13 protein-coding genes and 1 pseudogene are annotated in these 19,142 nt (G+C 66.1%); 7 read left to right on the top strand and 7 right to left on the bottom strand.

Annotation, left to right across the window (positions count from 1 at the left end; all coding sequences use genetic code 11):
* Positions 1-26 precede the first annotated feature (26 nt).
* Together AB4Y44_RS02385 and AB4Y44_RS02380 are read right to left on the bottom strand one after the other, a co-directional pair.
* Positions 27-2,015, bottom strand: coding sequence for a sigma-54-dependent Fis family transcriptional regulator (locus AB4Y44_RS02385; RefSeq protein ID WP_368698605.1), 1,989 nt, complete (start codon positions 2,013-2,015; stop codon positions 27-29).
* A gap of 277 nt (positions 2,016-2,292) precedes the next feature.
* On the bottom strand, positions 2,293-4,608 hold the full coding sequence (locus AB4Y44_RS02380) for a TonB-dependent receptor (RefSeq protein WP_368698604.1): 2,316 nt from the start codon (positions 4,606-4,608) through the stop codon (positions 2,293-2,295).
* A 436-nt stretch (positions 4,609-5,044) separates the two neighbouring features.
* Between AB4Y44_RS02380 and AB4Y44_RS02375 the strand changes: the two genes are divergently transcribed.
* The 3 genes from AB4Y44_RS02375 (at position 5,045) to AB4Y44_RS02365 (ending at position 8,421) form a co-directional block, all read left to right on the top strand.
* The gene (locus AB4Y44_RS02375; RefSeq protein ID WP_368698603.1) at positions 5,045-6,772 is read left to right on the top strand and encodes a methanol/ethanol family PQQ-dependent dehydrogenase; all 1,728 of its coding nucleotides are present in this window, start codon (positions 5,045-5,047) and stop codon (positions 6,770-6,772) included.
* A 94-nt stretch (positions 6,773-6,866) separates the two neighbouring features.
* Positions 6,867-8,087, top strand: a complete 1,221-nt coding sequence (locus tag AB4Y44_RS02370) for a c-type cytochrome (RefSeq protein ID WP_368698602.1) — start codon at positions 6,867-6,869, stop codon at positions 8,085-8,087.
* A 19-nt stretch (positions 8,088-8,106) separates the two neighbouring features.
* Entirely contained in the window at positions 8,107-8,421 is a 315-nt protein-coding gene (locus AB4Y44_RS02365; protein ID WP_368698601.1) for a high-potential iron-sulfur protein, read from the top strand.
* 20 nt (positions 8,422-8,441) lie between these two features.
* Here the strand turns inward: AB4Y44_RS02365 and AB4Y44_RS02360 are convergent, their stop codons facing one another.
* Together AB4Y44_RS02360 and AB4Y44_RS02355 are read right to left on the bottom strand one after the other, a co-directional pair.
* Entirely contained in the window at positions 8,442-9,182 is a 741-nt protein-coding gene (locus AB4Y44_RS02360; protein WP_342923562.1) for an SDR family oxidoreductase, read from the bottom strand.
* Positions 9,183-9,280: 98 nt separating this feature from the next.
* A complete protein-coding gene (locus tag AB4Y44_RS02355) occupies positions 9,281-9,865 on the bottom strand; it encodes a TetR/AcrR family transcriptional regulator (RefSeq protein ID WP_368698600.1) in 585 nt (194 codons plus the stop codon).
* A 150-nt stretch (positions 9,866-10,015) separates the two neighbouring features.
* Here AB4Y44_RS02355 and AB4Y44_RS02350 point away from each other — a divergent pair, with 150 nt between their 5' ends.
* Positions 10,016-10,750 (top strand): metallophosphoesterase, encoded by a 735-nt coding sequence (locus AB4Y44_RS02350; RefSeq protein ID WP_368698599.1) that lies wholly within the window; start codon positions 10,016-10,018, stop codon positions 10,748-10,750.
* A 37-nt stretch (positions 10,751-10,787) separates the two neighbouring features.
* On the opposite strand, the gene AB4Y44_RS02345 is transcribed toward AB4Y44_RS02350, so the two are convergent.
* Positions 10,788-11,777 (bottom strand): zinc-dependent alcohol dehydrogenase family protein, encoded by a 990-nt coding sequence (locus AB4Y44_RS02345; protein WP_342923565.1) that lies wholly within the window; start codon positions 11,775-11,777, stop codon positions 10,788-10,790.
* Positions 11,778-11,818: 41 nt separating this feature from the next.
* Positions 11,819-12,067: pseudogene (locus AB4Y44_RS02340) on the bottom strand (alkene reductase); the annotation flags it as partial.
* Between the two features lie 233 nt (positions 12,068-12,300).
* On the opposite strand from AB4Y44_RS02340, the gene AB4Y44_RS02335 reads away from it, so the two are divergent.
* Positions 12,301-12,795 carry a DUF3237 domain-containing protein gene (locus tag AB4Y44_RS02335; protein WP_368698598.1) on the top strand — a complete coding sequence of 165 codons (495 nt, stop codon included), beginning with the start codon at positions 12,301-12,303 and terminating at the stop codon, positions 12,793-12,795.
* Between the two features lie 26 nt (positions 12,796-12,821).
* Here AB4Y44_RS02335 and AB4Y44_RS02330 read toward each other — a convergent pair whose 3' ends face one another.
* Entirely contained in the window at positions 12,822-14,543 is a 1,722-nt protein-coding gene (locus tag AB4Y44_RS02330) for a dihydroxyacetone kinase family protein (RefSeq protein WP_368698597.1), read from the bottom strand.
* Between the two features lie 368 nt (positions 14,544-14,911).
* Between AB4Y44_RS02330 and AB4Y44_RS02325 the strand changes: the two genes are divergently transcribed.
* Both AB4Y44_RS02325 and AB4Y44_RS02320 read left to right on the top strand, forming a co-directional pair.
* Positions 14,912-17,662: a putative bifunctional diguanylate cyclase/phosphodiesterase gene (locus tag AB4Y44_RS02325; protein ID WP_368698596.1), complete on the top strand. Its 2,751-nt coding sequence runs from the start codon at positions 14,912-14,914 to the stop codon at positions 17,660-17,662.
* On the top strand, positions 17,637-19,136 hold the full coding sequence (locus AB4Y44_RS02320) for a diguanylate cyclase (protein WP_368698595.1): 1,500 nt from the start codon (positions 17,637-17,639) through the stop codon (positions 19,134-19,136). Before AB4Y44_RS02325 ends, AB4Y44_RS02320 begins: the two co-directional genes overlap by 26 nt.
* The last annotated feature ends 6 nt before the right edge of the window (positions 19,137-19,142 follow it).

The following is a 19,142-nucleotide window of genomic DNA, read 5'->3' as shown; positions in this document are numbered from 1 at the left end:
GCCTGGCCGCGCGCGCGAATGGCGCTTCAGGCGTCGCCCGAACCGCGACCGGGATCGGCGGCGGGCATCTTGCGGTAGATGGTATTGCGCGACACGCCCAACGCCCGCGCTGCAGCCGACACGTTGCCGCCGTGGCGCGCGAGCGTGGCCGCAATGGTCGAGGCGGTCACGTCTTCGAGGCGAGCATCCTCCGGCACCAGCGGCTCCGCGTGGACATGCGCCGGGGGCAATGCCTGGGTCTGGCCGCAGCAGCGCAGGTCGTCGAAGAAGTCGTCGGGCAGGTGCTCGCGGCGGATCTGGCCATCGTCGTCGACCATGGCCGCGGCCGTGCGCAGCAGGTTGCCCAGCTGGCGGAAGTTGCCGGGCCACGCGCAGCGCTCGAACAGCGCCATCACGTCCGGTGCGACGCTGAGCGGCAGGACGTCCGCACGTCCGTGCGATTCGCGGTGCAGGAGCTTCTGGATCACGACCGCGAGATCCGTGCGGTCGCGCAGCGGCGGCAGGCGCACCACGAGGCCGTTGAGCCGGTAATACAGGTCCTCGCGGAAGCGGTTCTGCGCGATCATCTCGCGCAAGTCGCGGTGCGTTGCGCAGATGATCGCGATATCGACAGGGATGGTCTTCGTCGATCCGAGCGGATTGACCATGCGTTCCTGCAGCACGCGCAACAGGCGCACTTGCAGCGGATACGGCATGTCGCCGATCTCGTCGAGAAACAGCGTGCCCCCGTTCGCCTGCAATAGCTTGCCCGCCGCGCCCTTGCGCCGCGCGCCCGTAAACGCGCCCTCCTCGTAGCCGAACAGCTCCGATTCAATAAGCGTTTCCGGAATCGACGCGCAATTCACCGCCACGAACGGCTGGTCGCGGCGCGGCGAATCGTTGTGAATGGCCTGGGCGAGCAGCTCCTTGCCCGTGCCGGTTTCGCCGGTGACGAGAACCGGGATGTCCTTGCCGATCACCTTGCGCACCTTCGCGATCACGAGTGCCACTTGCGGATCGCCCGTGTCGAGGTAGCTCAGCCGCGAGAGGCCCATGGAAGGCGTCTGCGCCGTCGCATAGGCGGCCGGCTGCGCAGCCGAGCCATGCACCACGACGGGTCGGGCGCCTTCAGCCAGCGTCGCGCGCCGGAACTGCACGCGCGCGCAAACCACCGCCCCGCTCGCGAGATTGAGCATGAGGTGCGATTCCAGCCCAGCACGCATACTGTCGATCAGCTGCGCGCTGGTGGTCTGGAATAGCGACGAGAGCGTATGGGCACGCAGCGCGGCGAGCGAGAGGCCGAGCTGAAACTGTGCGCTGCGGTTGGCCGAGAGAAAACGCCCGTCACACGTGAAGGCGACGATTCCCTCCATCAGCGTGCCGAGGAATTCCGGGCGGCCATGAAACGAGACCTGCAGCGTCTCCTGGAAAGTCGTCGCAAACAAATGATTCTCAATCATCTGCACGGACATGCGCGCGAGCGCCATGGTGTGCTGGTGATAGCTGCGATGATCGCCCGTCACGTCCAGCACGCCGATCACGTCGCCGTACGGGTCGAAGATGGGCACGCTCGAGCAGGTGAGGAAGCGGTTCGCCGCGAGGTAATGCTGGTCGCCGTGGACGACCATCGCACAGCGCTCGGCGAGCGCGGTGCCGATCGCGTTGGTGCCCTGGCGGTCCTCGGCCCAGTTGGCGCCGGGCCGCAGCGCGACCTTTTCGGCGCGCTGGAGGAAATCGTCGTCGCCGATCGAATGCAGGATCAAGCCTTCGGCATTGGTCAGCACGATCATGCTTTGCGTGTTGACGATCTGCTCGTGCAGCGTCTCCATGACCGGCGTGGCATGCATGCACAACACGCGGTTCTGCTCGCGCTTCAGTTCGAGGCCCGCCCCCGAAAGCACGTCGTAATCCGGTCTCGCGCCTACGCGCAGACCGAAGGTCTCCGAGCGCTCGTGCGCCTTCTGAATGGCGGGCGCGGGCCAGCCATTGGACACCTGGACCGCTTGCCCCGCGGCCATCTGTACGTCGTCGCGCATGCTCTCCTCCACGATTGGCCGGTACCTTGCCGGACACTTCGGTATTTCTCTGTGTCCTCTATTAGCAAGCTCCGGGCCATCCGGCCTTCGATTCCAGGCAGCCGGTTTGCGCCGAACGCGCGCGCGACGCGCAACACGCTGTGTAAGCGAACCGTATGCAAGGCAGCGTGCGTCGATCGAAACACGTGCCGCGCGATTCGCCTGCCTGTGTATTACCGCAAATGACCCGCGTGGAGGAATGCGGACTCACCCCGATGCGTACACTCGGCCCCTGAGTTCAATCCCAGGCGTAATGGAGGCCCACCCAGAAACCGCGCGGCGCGCCTGGTCCGACGAATTGCTCGTTCACCGGATTCGCGCCATCGAACGTGTGGCCGGGCCCGTTGAAGAAGTTCCGGCCCAGCACGCCGAAGCTCGCATAGCGCCTGTCGAACAGGTTCGTCACGTTCGCGTAGACCTCCAGCCGTTTCGTGACGCGATAGCGCGTGTCGAGATCCACGAGCACATAGCCCGCGATCTTTCCATTGGCATCGTGATTGTTTTCGTCGCCTTGCGCATACACGCCGCTGCGCCACGTGATGTTCGTGCCGATGCTCCATTGCGCCGTGGCCGCGTAGTCGAGCCGCAGCTTGACGGCATGCGCCGGAATGCCGGGCACGTGGTCGCCCGGCCGCACCGTGATGACGCCGTTCGCATCCGCCGAGGAATTCGCCGGGCTCTGTTCGGTCCATGTCGAGCGGTAGGTCGCGTCCACATAGCTGTAGTTCAGGCCGATGCCAACGGGGCCGAACGCCGTGTGGCCCGCCAGCTCGACACCCTGGCGGCGCGTCTTGCCGACGTTCTGAAAATAGCCCCGGGTGCTGCCCGCCGCACTCACGAACTCGATGTCGTTGGAGAGCGTGGTGCTGAACGCGGCGGCGCTCCACGTAGTCTGCGCGCCGATACGACCGCGCGCACCGGCCTCGAAAGTCTTCGAGACCACGGGTTGCAGCGCCGGATCGGCCACGAAGTCGTTCGGCAACGAGCATGGCGCAGCCGGGTCCGCGCACGCAAGCTCGATTGCGGTGGGTGCGCGCATGCCCTCGTTGTAGGTCGCGTAGATGGTGACGGCGGGCAGCGGATTCCAGTTGAGCCCCACGGCCGGATCGAAGCGCGAGAACGTGTGATAGCCGTCGAGCAGCGGCTGCACGCCGCTTTCGTCTGCGATGCGCGCGCTCGCCCGGTCATAGCGGCCCGACAGCGTGAGCGTCCATTGCGGCGTGAGCGTGAGCGTCTCGTTCAGGTAGATGCCATAGTTCGCGTTGCGCGTTTTTGCATCGGTCTGCTGAACGAAGTCACCGATGCCGACCGTCGCGCGGTCGGGCGTGAAGGCGGCGTCCTGCGACGACGAAACGTAGCGCGAGTTCGCAAAGTCCGCCGCCACGCCCGCAACGAGCTGGCTCGCCATGCCGCCCAGCTTGCCGAGCAGTGTCAGCTGCAGGCTCGCGCCAAAGCTGTCCGTCGTGACGATGGAATCGACGTTGCTGCCCTCCAGCGTGTCGACGTTGCCGTCCGCGTCGATCGAGCCGTAGTCCGTGTTGTTGTTGCTGCTCACGTTCTCGTTGCGCAGATGGCGATAGTAGGCGTTGCCGCTCAGCTCCACGTTGTCGTTGAAGAAGTGTTCGCCCGAGAGCGTGAGGTAGCCCACGCCGTTGCGGCTCAGGTCCGGAAACGTATAGGCCTGTTTCGGGTTGTCCAGAAACGAGCGCGGAATGGTCTGGCTGCCGTACAGCTGGTTGTCCTCGCCGCCGCCCGAGATCGAGAGCGTGGTGTCGTCGTCGGTATAGCGCAGCTTGCCGAATCCCTGGCGCACGCGGCTCGCGTTGTGGTCTGCCCAGCCGTTGTCGTTCGTGACGTTCGCGTTCGCGTAGTAGTCGACATGCGACCCGAGCGTGCCGCCCTGCTCGAACTGCGCGCTCTTGCGCCCCCATGAGCCGCCCGAGAGATCGATGTCGCCGCCGGGGCTCGTGCGCCCGTTCTTCGTGGTGATCGCGATGGCACCGCCCAGCGTGTTGAGGCCGTAGACAGGATTCGAGCCTGGAATGAGCTGGATCCTGTCGATCGCGCCGGCCGGTATCAGGTCCCAGTTCACCACGTCGCCAAACGGCTCGTTCACGCGCACGCCGTCGACGAACACCGACAATCCCTGAGGCGTGCCGAGCACTGGCGAAGCCGTGAAGCCGCGATAGTTCAGGTTCATCTGAAACGGATTGCCTTGCGCGTCGGTCACGCTCACGCCCGGCAGGTTCGTGGCGAAGAAGTCGGTCAGCGTTTCGCGGTGCTGTGTCGCGAGATCCTGCGCGTTCACGGTCTGCACGTTGGCCGGCACCTTCGCGAGCGGAGTACCGATGCCGAGCAGCGGCGTCGTGCCGACCACCACGACAGCGGGCAGCACGAGCGGACCCGGCGCTACGCTCATCGCGCTGTTATCCGCTGCGCTCTGTGCCTGCGCGATGGCCAGCGTGCATGTACCGGCGCACAGCGCACCGAGGGCGAGGCTCGTGCCGAGCGTCGCATACGCGCGCCTGGCGCCCACCGCCTTCTCTGGGATCAACTTTCGTCTCCATCTGTTTTATCCGCTCGTGCAGTTCGACCCCGTAGCGTCGAGCGCCGACCGATGCACGCACAACCGTCTCCTCTTTGCCGTGATCTAGCCAGGAGCGTGCCAGCGTGCATGGCGGCGCCCTGTGCCATGCCGCGCTTGTCATCGGCACGATGCGATACCGCGCAGCGCTTTTCTGAGCGAGCGGCCCACTGTCACGTTCGCCAACACTTTTCGCCGCGGTCTGTACCGGAATGCAACACATCGGCCACACGCGGGGCACCTCGCCGGGAAGCCGTTCAACCGGCTGCATCGCCCGACACGCAACGCTTCGCGGCGAATGGCATACGACTTGCGAGAACGGCAGCGCACCCGGACCGGCCCCATCCCCGCGCATCCAGCCTGACCGCTTCCCGGCCGTGCATCGACAAATATTCAGGAGACGAAGATGAAGAGACGCTCGGCTGCGGCAAGCCGGCTTGCGACCTGCGCCTTGGCCATCGCAGCGGCGATGTCCTTGAACGCGGGCCCAGTGGATGCCGCCTCGGACTATCCGCCCGTGACCTATGACCGCCTGACCCGCGCGCAAAGCGACCCGGGCTGGCTCACGTACTACCGCAGCTACAACGGCCAGTCGCACTCGCCGCTCAAGCAGATCGACGCGTCGAACGTCGGCGAGCTGAAGCAGGCGTGGAGCTACCAGTTCCCCGCCGAACTGAAGCAGGGCTTCGAGGCGACACCGATCGTCAACGGCAACTACCTGTTCGTCAGCACGCCGAAAGACAACGTCTACGCCTTCGATGCGAAGACCGGCGCGCAGCTCTGGAAATACGAGCCGAAGCTCGGCGCGGAGTCGTTCAAGACCGCGTGCTGCGACGTGGTGAACCGCGGCGTGGCGCTGTACGGCAAGAACGTCTATATCGCCATGCTGAGCGGCGAGATCGCCGCACTCGACGCAAAGTCCGGCCAGGTGGTCTGGAAAAAGCAGATGTTCGAGCCGGGCCTCGGCTATGCGTTCTCGCTCGCGCCGCTCGCGCTCGACGGCTCGATCGTCGTAGGCACCTCGGGCGGCGAGTACGGCATTCGTGGCTACATCGCCGCGCTGAAACCCGACGACGGCGCGATCGTGTGGAAGCGCTACACCATTCCGGGCTCCGGCGAAAAAGGCGCGGAGACCTGGCCCGACGGCATGCAGGCGCACGGCGGCGGCGCCGCGTGGCTCACCGGCACCTACGACGCCGCGAGCCGCACGCTGTACTGGGGCGTGGGCAACCCTGGCCCGTGGCTCGCCGCGCTGCGCCCCGGAGACAATCTGTACTCCGACTCACTGCTCGCGCTCGACCCGAAGAACGGCAAGCTCAAATGGCATTACCAGTACACGAGCAACGACACGTGGGACTATGACGGCGTCAACACGCCGATCCTCGCGAACATCCAGTACAAGGGCAAGGATTACGACGCCATCATCCACGCCGACCGCAATGGCTTCTTCCACGCCATCGACCGTCAAACGGGCAAGCTGATCTACGCGGAGCCATTCGTGAAGGCGACCTCGGTCACCGGCTACACGGACGACGGCAAGCCGGTTCAGGACCCGTCGAAATACCCGAAGGCCGGCACGACCATCGACACCTGCCCGAGCTTTCTGGGCGGCAAGAACTGGTGGTCGGTGTCCTACGATCCGGAGCGGCACATTGCCGTGGTGCCCGCTCTTCACGCGTGCATGAGCCTCTCGGGCAAGTCGGTGAGCTATATGGAAGGCCTGCCCTATCTCGGCGAAGGCTTCGAAATCAAGCCTGAACCGGGCAGCGAAGGCTATGGCGAACTGCAGGCCATCGACGTGAACACCGGCAAGAAGCTCTGGGGCCACTGGAGCAAGATGCCCTGGAACGGCGGCGTGGCGACCACGGCCAGCGGTCTCGCGTTCAGCGGCTCGCTCGACGGCCATCTCTATGCATTCGACGTCGCCACCGGCAAGGTGCTCTGGGAAAGCCCGCAGCTCGCGAGCGGCATCGTCGCGCAGCCTTCCGTGTTCGAAGTCGACGGCAAGGAGTACGTCGCCGTGCTGGCGGGCTACGGCGGCGCGAACCCGATCTGGGGTGGCCCGATGGCCGATGTGGCAAAGGATGTCCCGCGCGGCGGCACGCTCTACGTGTTCGCGCTGGACCGGGGCTGAACCTGGGCTGAACGACGCTCTCGCCTTTCGCCGCACGCATGTGCGCAAGCCACGCGCGCTTGCGTGCGGCCCGACTTCACTGGAACACACGATCATGAATATCCGGATCACCTGGCTCGCCGTGGCCGCCGCGCTCGCGGCAGGCGGCGCGCACACCAGCGCCCAGGCGGCGGCGAACGCCGTGCGTGTCTGCACGCTGCCGGGCAGCCCCACGGTCGCGCTCGACCGGGCCGTCGCGCGCGCCGTGCTGAAAACCGCCGGCGTGGCCGCAGCGTTCGTCACACGCGGCATCGACGACGATGGCGGCGACGACGGCATCTCGGCGCACGAACTCGCCAGCGCGCTGGGCCGCGACTGCGACCTCGTTGCGGGCTTCCCGCGCTCGAGCGTCGCCGACGCATCGGGCTCGCAGATGATTTTCTCGCAAGGCTACCTGCGCTCGGGCTATGTCAGCGTCACGTTGCGCCACCCGCGCGCCGCCGCACCCGCTGCCGACGGCAAGGAAACGGTCGCGGCGACCTGGTCGAGCCCGTCGCAGCTCATCGCCGTGCAGCAGAAGAACGCGCGCTTCGACCTGGAGAACACCTCCGAGCTGACCGTCGACGCGGTCGCGAAAGGGCGTGCACAGCGCGCGATCGTCTGGTATCCGGCCGTCGTGGCTTACCAGCGCGCGCATCCACAGCATCAATTCGCAGTCGCGGCGACGGCATCGCCGTATGCCGCCTGGCATCTCGTGTTCGCATCGGGCGCCGGCATGCGTGCGCTGCAAACGCGCATCGACGACGCCCTTGCCCGCATGAATGACGACGGCCGTCTCGCCGCACTCACGCGCGGCTGGACGTTGCCGGAAAGCGCCGCGAGCGAGGCGCGCTCGAATGCGCCCTCGCTCGAAAGCACGAAGGCCTCATATCGGCGCAGCGCCATGCACGGCCCAGGCGCCTTCATCAAGGTCGCCGCAACGACTGGCGGCAACGCGCCCGCATTCGATCACGAACAGGTCGAGCACGGCCAGCATCTTTATTCGGAATCCTGTGCGAAATGCCATGGTGCGCAACTCGAAGGCATCACCGCACCCGCGCTGAGCGGCCCGGCCTTCGCGCCGGCCGCGAATTCGCATCTGACCATCGGCGGCATCTATCAGTACATGTCGACCAACATGCCGGCCGACCGACCGGGCAAGATGAGCGATCAAGAATACGCCGATCTGATGGCCTTCCTGCTCTACACGAACGGCTATGACACGGGCAACGCAAAGCTCACTTCCGAAGCTGCGCAATCGTCGACCACGCCGCTCAACGCCGGACCGCGCCACTAACCCAACCCAGGAAACCCGCATGATCTCCCGCAATCGCAGAACCTTCATCCTTCATACCGCCGGTATTTGCGCCGCGCTCGCCACGGCCGGCCGCGCACTCGCCGGCCCCGCCCTCGTCGACGAGAACGACACCACCGCGAAGTCGCTGGGCTATCGCGCCAAAGCCAGCAGCGTCGACGCAGGCAAGTATCCGAAATACGCAGCGGGTCAGCGCTGCGCGACTTGCCGCTTCTATGCCGGCGCGGCGGTCGACGCCTCAGGGGCGTGCCCGATGTTCCCGGGCAAGGCGGTGGCCGCCGATGGCTGGTGCAACGTCTACGCCCAGCGGGCCTGAACACTCGCCACCACGCGCGCTCACAGCGCCATGCCGCCGTCGATGGTGAGGCTCGACCCCGTCATATAGCCGGACTCCTTGCGCGCGAGCCACGCAACGAGCCCGGCGATCTCGTCCGGGTCTGCCGCGCGCTTGAGCGGAATGAGCGGCTCGATCGCCTCGATGTGTTCGGCGGTCATGTCGGTGATCGTCGGCCCCGGCTGGATATTGTTCACCGTGATGCCGCGGCTCGCGAGATCCACGGCCGCGCCCTTCACCATGACGGCAACGGCGGCCTTCGTCATCGAATACACGCTCGAACCCGGGTGGCCGCTGCGCACCGCCGTGTTGCTGCCGATCGTGATGATGCGCCCGCCCTCGGTCAGTTGCGCGGCAGCAGCCTGAATGGCCAGAAAGACGCCGCGCACGTTGATGCTGAGCATGCGATCGAGATCCTCGACGCTCACGCTCGCAATGTCGCCGAGCATGAGGATGCCCGCGTTGACTACGGCGATGTTGAGTTTTCCGAACCGTTCCACGGTCTGCGCAACAGCGCCCCGAATGGCGACCGGATCGGCGCTATCGGCGTGAATGGCCAGACCCGCGCGGCCTGCGGCTTCGATAGCGGCAACGGTTTCGGCCGCGCGCTGTGGCGCCGATACGTAGGTCAGCGCGACATCGGCGCCTTCCTGCGCCAAACGTCGGGCCGCCGCCGCGCCAATGCCGCGCGAACCGCCGAATACGAGCGCGGTTTTTCCCTTGAGTGTGACAGGTGCTTCCATCTATTTCCCCTTTTTTGACAGATCAGTCCATAACAAGACAAAAAATGAACCGCGCAACTACGGTTTGCGCGGTTCGATGGTTGTCGATTCAGCTCAGATCAGCGCGCCCTGAAACGGTCGATGGCGAAGCGCGCCAGCGCGCGCAGGCTCTTCGCGTCGCTGCCGCCGCGCGCCGCGAGTTGGATGCCCTGCATGGTCATCAGCACAAAGGCCGCGGCCTGGCGCGCGTCGAGGCTGGTGTCGATTTCGCCGGCCGCCTGGCCTTCGCGAATACGCTCCACGAGACGCTTCGAAAGACGCGGCGCGACCTTGTTGCGCAGCGCCACGAGTTCCGGGTCGGCGGCGCCGAATTCGCTCATGGCCACGACGCCCATGCAGCCTAACGCGCGCTCGTCCTCGTCGTCGGCGACGAGGCCCAGCAGGAGCGCCTCGATGCCGCCCAGCGGCGACGCGCTGCCATTCAGGCGCGCGATATGCCCTGTCGTGCTTTCGCCTTGATAGCGCTCCAGCGCTTCGAGGTAAAGCTTGCGCTTGTCGCCGAACGCGTTATAGAGGCTCTGCCGCCCGATGTTCATCGCAGCGAGCAAGTCCTCGGTGGACGTCGAGGCATAGCCTTTTGCCCAGAACACGCGCAGCGCGCGCCCCAGTGCCTCGTCCCGATCGAATTCTCTAGGTCTGACCATGACGCGAGAATAGAATTTGTTGACTGATCTGTCAATAACCGGTGCGATCCATGCAATACGCAAATACGAACGATCGGCCGTGGACACGGGGGGGCGAATCGTCCAGAATCGCGCAATTCACGACTTTCGCGGCCAGCCTCCGTTCGCACCATGAAAATCGCGGCGCTTTCCGACATTCACGGCAATTTGCCCGCTCTCGAAGCGGTGTTCGACGATATCGAGCGGCAAGGCGCAGACGTGATCGTCAATCTCGGCGACATCCTTTCTGGCCCGCTTTATCCGTCGCAAACGGCGGACCGGTTGATGCGGCTTGGGTTGCCCACGATACGCGGCAACCACGAAAGACAGCTGCTCGGCGCGGATGGCACTCACATGGGGCCGTCGGACCGCTTTGCACGCGGCGTGCTGAGTGAAGAACAGCTGGCGTGGGTCGGCGCATTGCCTGCCACGCTATGGCTCGAAAGCGACGTGCTGCTCGTGCACGGCACGCCACAGGACGACCTCTCCTATTTCCTCGAAACCGTCACGGCCAGCGGATGCCGAACGGCCACGCACAGTGAGGTCAGACGCCGCGCGGCCGAAGTCGAGGCCGCGTTGATCCTGTGCGGCCATACGCATCTCGCACGCTCGATGCAGCTCGCCGACGGCCGCCTCATCGTCAACCCAGGCAGTGTCGGCCTGCCCGCGTACGAGGACGCGCATCCGTTTGCGCATCGCATGGAATCGGGGACGCCGCACGCGCGCTACGCGAGCGTCACTCGCACGCTGCGCGGCTGGGAGGTGGAGTTTCGCACCGTGGAGTACGACTGGCACGCGGCCGCCGAACGTGCCGCTTCCAATGGCCGGCCCGACTGGGCAGCGGCGCTGCGCACCGGTTATTGCTGATCGTTTTTGCCGATGCTGGGCGCCGCGCATCGGCAGACTACACCGTCACCACGATCTTGCCGAACTGCCCATTGGTTTCGAGGTAACGGTGCGCATCCACCATCTGCTCGAACGTGAACGTGCGGTCGATTACGGGCTTGAGCGCGCCGCTTTCGAGTCCCTTTAGCACGTATTCCACCGCGGCCTTGCGGCGCTCTGCGTCGCCGCTGGTGAGCCAGATGTTGTGGGCCTTCACGCTCACGACCTTCGCGATCATCTCCAGCACGGGCAGCGTCGTGGCACGTTCATCGAGCGCGCCGTAGAGATACGCGATCCCCTGGAAAGACAGCGCCGAGATCAGCTTCGCGAAGTTCGGGCCGCCGACCGGATCGAAAACGACACGCGCCCCCTTGCCGCCGGTGATGCGCATGATTTCGTCCTGCAGATCCGTCTCGTCGGTCACGACCACGTGCGCCGCGCCTGCGGCGAGCAACGGCTGCTTCTTGGAGGCGTGACGCGTGACCGCGATCGACGTCGCACCGGCATAGTTCACGATCTGGATCGCCGCGAGTCCGACACTGCTCGACGCGGCCGGCACGACGACGTAATCGCCAGCGCCCACCTTCGCATCTTCGATCAGCGCGCCGTATGCGGTGAGGAACATCATCCACACCGACGCGGCCTCAGCGAACGAAAGCGATTCAGGATGCCTGACGACTGCATAGTCCGGCACGACGATGCTTTCTCCATACGTGAAGTACTGATTCATCGAAAACGACGGGATCACGTTGACCTTGTCTCCCGGTGCGATGCCGACTACTCCCTCGCCCACGGCGTCGACGATGCCGGCCGCTTCGTATCCGAGTCCTGCCGGAAAGCGCACAGGCTCGATGTACCGGTCGGCGCGCCACATCGCTTCCGCGCGATTCAGACCAATGGCTTTCACGTTGATGCGAACTTCGCCGTGGCCGGGGGCGCGTACCGGTTCGTCCACGAATTGCAGTACTTCCGGGCCACCTGCTTGTGCAAACCTGACTGTGCGTGACATGACTGACTCCTGCTTCGATTGATGAGGACGTAATGAGCGCATCACAGGCTCATCGCGGCCTGTGAGTTCGACTGATGAACCGGGAAATCCGAGTAATGCTTTTCGTCGCCGCCCCGGAATGCGGCGCGCACATAGGGCGTCAGCGGCAGCTTGTGCTTCAGACGATACGGCAAGTGCGGGTTTGACGAGAAATGCCTGCCGAACGCCACGAAATCCGCGTCGCCCGACGCCACGATCGCTTCGGCGCTCTCGCCGTCGAAGCCGCCAGCCGCGATGATCGGCCCGGTAAAGCGGGGGGCATGCCTCGCGGGCATGGCTAACCGGGCGCGGCCGTACCCGACCACGAGGTCGACCGCCGGCGCCTCGCGTGGAACCCACGGGCGAATTCTCGTTGCGCCACCGCCCAGGCCAGAGGCCGCTCGCATACACTGATGCGGCCCACCGGTTTCTCGCCGCTGAAGAAGCGTTATCCGACGACGTCCGCAAGCCCGCCATCAACGTGAACGGCTCCAAGGTGACCACCATGTCCACGCCTCGTTTCGATGAACTCCCGCCCTCGCTCCAGGCGGTGCAAACCCGTCCGCTCTTTGTGATGCGGCTCGACGTCAAGCCGATCGAGATCGTCGGCCAGACCGGGGGCGCGTTGCGCCGTGTCGGCATCGTGCCGTCCGGCACGTTCGCAGGCGAGCGCCTTTCGGGCGTCGTGCTCGACGGCGGCAGCGACTGGCAGACCGTGCGGGGCGACGGCAGCACGACGCTCGACGTGCGGCTGCTCCTGCGCACCGACGACGGCACGAATCTGCTGATGTCGTATCGCGGCGTGCGCCATGGCGACCCGGAAGTTTTGCAGCGGCTCGACCGTGGCGAAGCCGTGGACCCCGCCAGCTACTACTTTCGTACCAATCCCGTCTTCGAAGCGCCCGCGGGCAAGTATGAGTGGCTCAACCGCGTCATGGCTGTCGGCACGGGCCACCGCTTTCCGGGCGGCCCGGTCTACAGCATTTTTGAAGTGCTCTGAGCGACGCGTTTCGCCGCCCCAGCGCCTCACGCCGCGCCGATATGCGGCTGCAGCGCCTTGAGCCAGCACGCCACCACCACCGCCCCGCCATCGGGCGTCCCGATCGCCCGCGCGCCGAGATAGCTTGCCCGGCCCGCGCGCGGCGTCATTTGCGCCGTGCTTTTCGCACCGGACTCCGCGGCGCTCACCGCCTGCGCCCACGCCTCGCCCACGGGGCGCGCCGACTTCAAGGCGCTTTCCAGCGCAGCGACGGCGGGAACGAGCGCATCGAGCATCGTGCGGTCGCCGGGCTTCGCCCCGCCCAGTTCGCTGATCGCCTGAGCCGCAGCGCGCATGGCGGCCGCCCAATCCCGCGCGTCGGGCTGCGCCTTCTCGCCGAGCGTGCGCGAGGCGCGCAGCAGCGCCGTTGCGTAGAACGGCCCGGAACTGCCCGCTATCGCGCGGCGCAATGCCGAGCCGAGGGCGGCGAGCGCGCTGCCCGGCGAACCGAGCGCGCCTTGCGGCATGGCGAGCATGGCCTGCGCGGCGCGCTGCATGCTCGCGCCCAGATCGCCGTCGCCGGCCCGGGAATCGAGGTCCGTGAACAACGCTTCGTTCTCGATCAATGCGTGCGCAACGGCATCGAGCGCGGGCTTCAGTCGCTGCGCCCATGCAACGCTCGCCGCGTCCGCAGGCGTCGCGCCCGCCTCGGCGCGCATATCCGCTGCTGAAAGCGTCGGCTCGATGCGGATTCGCCGGTTGACCATGCCGACGCCGGGCCACGCGCGCGCTTCGGTGGCCGCGTCGAGCAGCGCCAGCTTCGCATCGTCGAGCCGCAGCACGGAGATCGAACAGCCCGGCATATCGAGCGCCGAAAGAAACGTGCCGGTCCACGCCCGCTCGACCGTCACATGACAGCGATTCAGGCCCTCGAATGCATCGCGCATGATGATCGCCAGTTCCATCGCGGGCGTCGCGCCCAGTCCGTTCACCAGCAGCGCCACGCGCTCGCCGCTTTTCAACGCCAGGTCTTCGACGATGTTGGCGAGCAGCGTTTCCGTCAATTCGCCCGCCGCCATCGGCACCGTGCGCTCCACGCCTTTCTCGCCGTGGATGCCCATGCCGAGTTCGATCTCGTCGTCGGCGAGACGAAAGCCGGCTTGCTCCGCGCCGGGCAGAGTGCAGCCGTCGAGCGCCACGCCCATCGTGCCGAGATTCGCGGCCACGCCGCGCGCAATCGCGGCCACGAGGCTTAGCGCGTCGCCGCGCGCCGCCGCCGCGCCCGCGATCTTGTGCACCAGCACCGTCCCCGCAATGCCGCGCCGCTGATTGCGCTCCGTATGCCCGCGCAATGACACGTCGTCAGACACGATGACGATTTCGACCGGCATGCCCTCGGCTCGCGCCAGTTCGGCCGCGAGACCGAAATTGAGCCGGTCCCCCGTGTAGTTCTTCACGATGAGCAGCGCGCCGTTCGGCCCCGCGCTCGCGCGAATCGCGGCCAGCACGGCGTCGGTGGATGGCGACGTGAACACCTCGCCGCACACGGCGGCCGTGAGCATGCCCTGTCCGACATAACCGCCATGCGCGGGTTCGTGGCCGCTGCCGCCCCCCGAAATCACGGCGACGGGGCGCTCGGCCGGGCTGGGCAGCGGGTTGCGAACGAGCACGTTTTCGTTGCCGAGCACGGCGACATGCGGCGCAGTACGCGCAATGCCCTCGAGCATTTCGCGCACGACTGACGAGGGATCGTTGACGAGTTTCTTCATGGGAGTCCCTTGAACGAGTAACCGGAGGCAAAAACGAGGGGCAGATACGAGAGGGAAAAACGGCGGACCGCGCGAGATCCTTCATGCCATGAGCGGTATTGAAGCACGGGCGTCGAATGCATTCCGGATGTCTGTCCCACGCGTAGCGCCAGCATCCAGGCATCTAGGTAAAAACACCCATCAAAGCGGTACGCCAACTACCCGTTATTCAGACAGTAGCGACCGATCACGCACTTGCCGTGCCTTCGCCGTCTGCACGCCCGGAACACCATGGCCCCTCTGCCCCCCGGTGCCTTCACCAGTAACCTGCCCACCCCGGCCGAGCAACGCGGCGCGAGTGGCGATGTGCCGAATCGCGTTGCGTAGCGATGAACGTAGCTGAACTCTCCGGAACCCCTCCACAGGCCCCGTCCCGCGCGCCCGGCAAGGGAGTCGCCGTAGCGCTAGCCGTGGCGCTGATCGTCTGCGTGGCCATCGGCGCGATTCTGAGCGCGAATCTTTCGCGCGGCACGGCCGACTCGCGGCTTCGCCGGGAACTGAGCATCACGTCGGAACTCGAAGCCCTGCTTACGCTGCATATCGCGGCGAATACCGACTTCCTCAAAGGCGTCGGCACGGCGGGCTACACGTCGCGCGCGTGGCCGATCAAGCGGGCCGCCGTCGTGGCCGGTATTTACGACCGCCTCGAGCACGACTTTGCCGGCGCGCCGCGCAACGAGCGCACGATCCACGAGTTGCGCCAGTTGAGCGCCGTCTGGCCCGGGCAGCTCGACGCGGCCGCGCGCAACATCGCGCTCGCCGACGCGGGCGCGAGGCTCGAGCCCGCCCTGATGCAGCGAGCGAACGAAACGCTCAGTTCCATCATGTCGCTGCTCACGGAGCTGCGCTCCGAGCAGCGCGAGCAGATCAAGGTCGTGCAGTTCGGCGCGCAGGCCCAGCTCGCGCGGCAAAAAATCTCGCTGATCGGCACGGCGACAGCCGGCGCATTGCTGCTGCTCTTCACGTTGTTTACGAGCCACCGCGCGGCGCTTTCCCGCAGCGCCGCGAAGATCGTCGCGCTCGAGGCCGAGCGGCGCTTTCGCGAGTACTTCGAGCAGCATCCGGTTGCGATGCTCATCTTCGATGTGCGCTCCTATGCGATCCTCACCGCCAACGCCGCGGCCCAGCGCCAATACGGCGCGAGCCTGCAGCAGCTCAAGGGCATGTCGATCGAGCGGCTTCGCCCGCAGGCCGAAACCGGCGCGTTCCGCCGCGACCTGCACGGCTACGTCAATTCCGGCGCGCAAAGCGGCGCAGGCGGGGTGCGCCGGCATGTGCGCGTCGACGGAGAAGTGATCCACGTCGATATCGCCTGGCATCTGCTCGACTATGCGGGCCAGGAAGCGTGCTTCATCACCGCGCACGACGTCACGGCGCACGAACAGGCGAGAGAGCACTTGCGCATTCGCAGCCGGGCGCTGGAGGCCTCGAGAAACGCCGTGATCATTTCGCAAAAGGTCGACGGCGAAAGCGTCATCACGTACGCCAACGCGGCGTTCGAGCGCATCACCGGCCGCGCCGTGGCGACGGCAAATGGCGCCGGGCATTGGGACATGCTCGATTGCGATAAAGCGTCCGCCGATGCCCATATCGTTCGCAGTGCCATGCAATCGGAGCGCGAAGGCGAGGGCCTGCTCAAATGCTGCCGGCCCGATGGCTCGCCCTACTGGATCGAGCTGCATGTCGCGCCGGTGCTCGACGAGCGCAATCGCCCCACGCACTGCGTGACGGTGTTCAACGACGTTTCCGAGCGCATCCGCTATCAGGAGCAGTTGCGCCTGCAGGCCAACGAGGACTCGCTCACGCATCTGCCGAACCGGCTCGGCCTCAAGGCGCGTTTGCGCGAGCTGGTCAGGACGGCCCTCGACGCGCAGCAGAAGTTCGCGCTGGTGTTCATCGACCTCGACAACTTCAAGGAGGTCAACGACTCGCTCGGCCATACCGCGGGCGACGAGGTGCTGTGCGAAGTGGCGCGCCGCCTGTCCGCCAATATCGCCGAGGGTGAGATGGTGTCGCGCTATGCGGGCGACGAGTTCGTCGCTGTGCTCTACGGCCGGGGCAATGTCGATCACTTCGTCGCCGCCGCGGCAAGCATGCAGGAATCCTTGACGCATGGCCTGCTGATCGGCAATAAGGTCATCGTGCCGCTCGCCTGTGTCGGCCTCGCGGTGTTCCCCGATCATTCGAGCGATCCCGATTCACTCCTCAAGTACGCCGACTCGGCCATGTACCGCGCCAAGTCGGTGGGACCGGGCAGCATGCAGGTGTTCGACATGGCCATCGCCACGCAGAACCTGGAGCGGGCGAGCCTCGCGCAGGCGTTGCGCCTCGCCGTGGCGTCGCGCGCGTTTGCCGTCGCGTGGCAGCCGAGAGTCAACCCGACAACGGGCGAGACGATGGGTTTCGAGGCGCTCGTTCGCTGGCACGACGCGGAGCGCGGCCAGGTGAGCCCGGCGCTGTTCGTGCCGCTCGCCGAGGAAAACGGCCTGATCGTGCAGATCGGCGAGTTCGTGTTCGAGGAGGCCTGCCGCCAGGCCCGCGAGTGGGCGCGCGAGCACCCGGAGATCGTCGTTTCGGTCAACGTTTCGCCGGTCCAGTTCGTGCGCGCGGATTTGCCCGCCATGATGGCGGAAACGCTCGCGCGCACCGGCGTGAGCCCACGCAATATCGAGCTGGAAATCACCGAAGGCGTCCTCATGGCGCCCCGTTCGCTCACCACGCTGCGCGCCCTTCGCGAGATGGGGCTCTCGGTCGCCATCGACGACTTCGGCTCGGGCTATTCGAGCCTCGGCTATATTCGCAGCTTCATGCCCGATCGCCTCAAGCTCGACATGTCGTTCGTGAAGGGCATTGGCCACTCGCGCGCGGACGAGGTCATCGTGAAGGCCGTGCTCGCGCTCGGCCATACGCTCGGCATGCGGGTGGTGGCCGAGGGCGTGGAAACGCTGCGGCAACTGGAATTCCTGATCGAGAACGGCTGCAACGAAGCGCAGGGCTACTGGTTCTCACGCCCTGTGGATGCCGCGAGCGCGCAGTCTTACCTGGAAGCGAGCCATGCGGCCAGCATTCAGCAACGGTAACCTGCTCAGATGGCTCACGGGGCCGCGCACCATTTTCTATGGCAGCCTGGCGGTCGCCTTCATCATGGCGTCGCTCTGTGCGACGGTGCTCTACGAGAGCCGCCACGACGCCCTGGAGCGCGCGCGGGAGAATTCGCGCAACGTCGCGCTCATTGCCGAACGCGACATCGAGCGCAACCTCGAGCTCTATGCGCTTTCGCTGCAAGCCGTGGTCGACGGCATCGGCCGGCCCGACGTCATGGCGCTGCCCGCGCCGCTGCGCAGCCAGCTGCTGTTCGACCACGCCATTACCGCGCAATATCTGGGCTCGATACTCGTGCTCGACGAAACGGGCAACGTCGTCATGAATTCGGCCACCGGCGCGCCGCTCAACGCCAATTTCGCCGACCGCGACTACTTCACGGTTCAGCGCGACAACCCCCATACTGGCCTGTTCGTCAGTACACCCTACCGTTCGCGCCTGCGCAACGGCTCGCCCATCATCGCACTGAGTCGCAGGCTTGCGCATCCGGACGGCTCGTTCGCCGGCATCGTCATGATCGCCATTAACCTCGAGTATTTTCACCAGCTGTTCGCCGGTCTATCCCTCGGCAGCCACGGGGCGATTTCGCTGATCGCGCAGGACGGCACCATGATCATGCGCCAGCCCTACGATCCGGCCGTGGTGGGACGCAACATCCACAACGCGAGTACCTTCCGCCACTTTCTGGCTGCGAAGGAGGGCAGTTTCTCGGACACGTCGTCGATAGACGGCGTGCGCCGGATGTATTTTTTTCGCAATTTTCCGCGCCAGCCGCTCATCATCATGGTGGCGGAAGCCGAACCCGATATCTACGCCGCGTGGCGGCGGCGTGCGCTGACCATCGGCACGCTCATGGGCACCTTCGCCGTCGGCTTCGTCGGCCTCTCGTTCGTGCTCGCCACGCAGTTGCGGCGCAGGATGCGCGCCGAGTCGGAACTGCAACTGCTCGCGCGCACCGACAGCCTCACGGGCCTGAACAATCGCCGCACGCTCGGCGAAATCCTCGAACAGGAGTGGCGGCGCGCCAGGCGCGCGCGCAGCGTGTTCTCGCTGCTGTTCGTCGATATCGACCGCTTCAAGGCCTATAACGACCAGTACGGCCATCAGGCCGGCGACGACGCGCTCGCCGCCGTGGCGCGCTGCATCGGCGAAAACATCCGCCGGCCCGCGGACACCGCCGCACGCTACGGCGGCGAAGAGTTCATCGTCGTGCTGCCCGATACGCTGCTCGAAGGCGCCTGCGCGATCGCCGAGGAGATCCGCCATGCGATCAGCGAACTCGCGATCGAGCATGCGGGCAGCGAGTATGGCCGCGTCACGGCGAGCATTGGCTCCGCAAGCTGGTCGCCGGACCAGGATGTCGATGTCACGCAGGTCATCAAGGCGGCGGATCAGGCGCTGTACGACGCGAAAGCGCGCGGCCGCAACCGCGTCGCCATGTGTGGCGCCTGACTGGCG

It is taken from the genome of Paraburkholderia sp. BR10937 (assembly GCF_040965695.1).
GTDB lineage: Bacteria > Pseudomonadota > Gammaproteobacteria > Burkholderiales > Burkholderiaceae > Paraburkholderia.
This window is presented reverse-complemented; position numbering and strand designations above follow the sequence as displayed.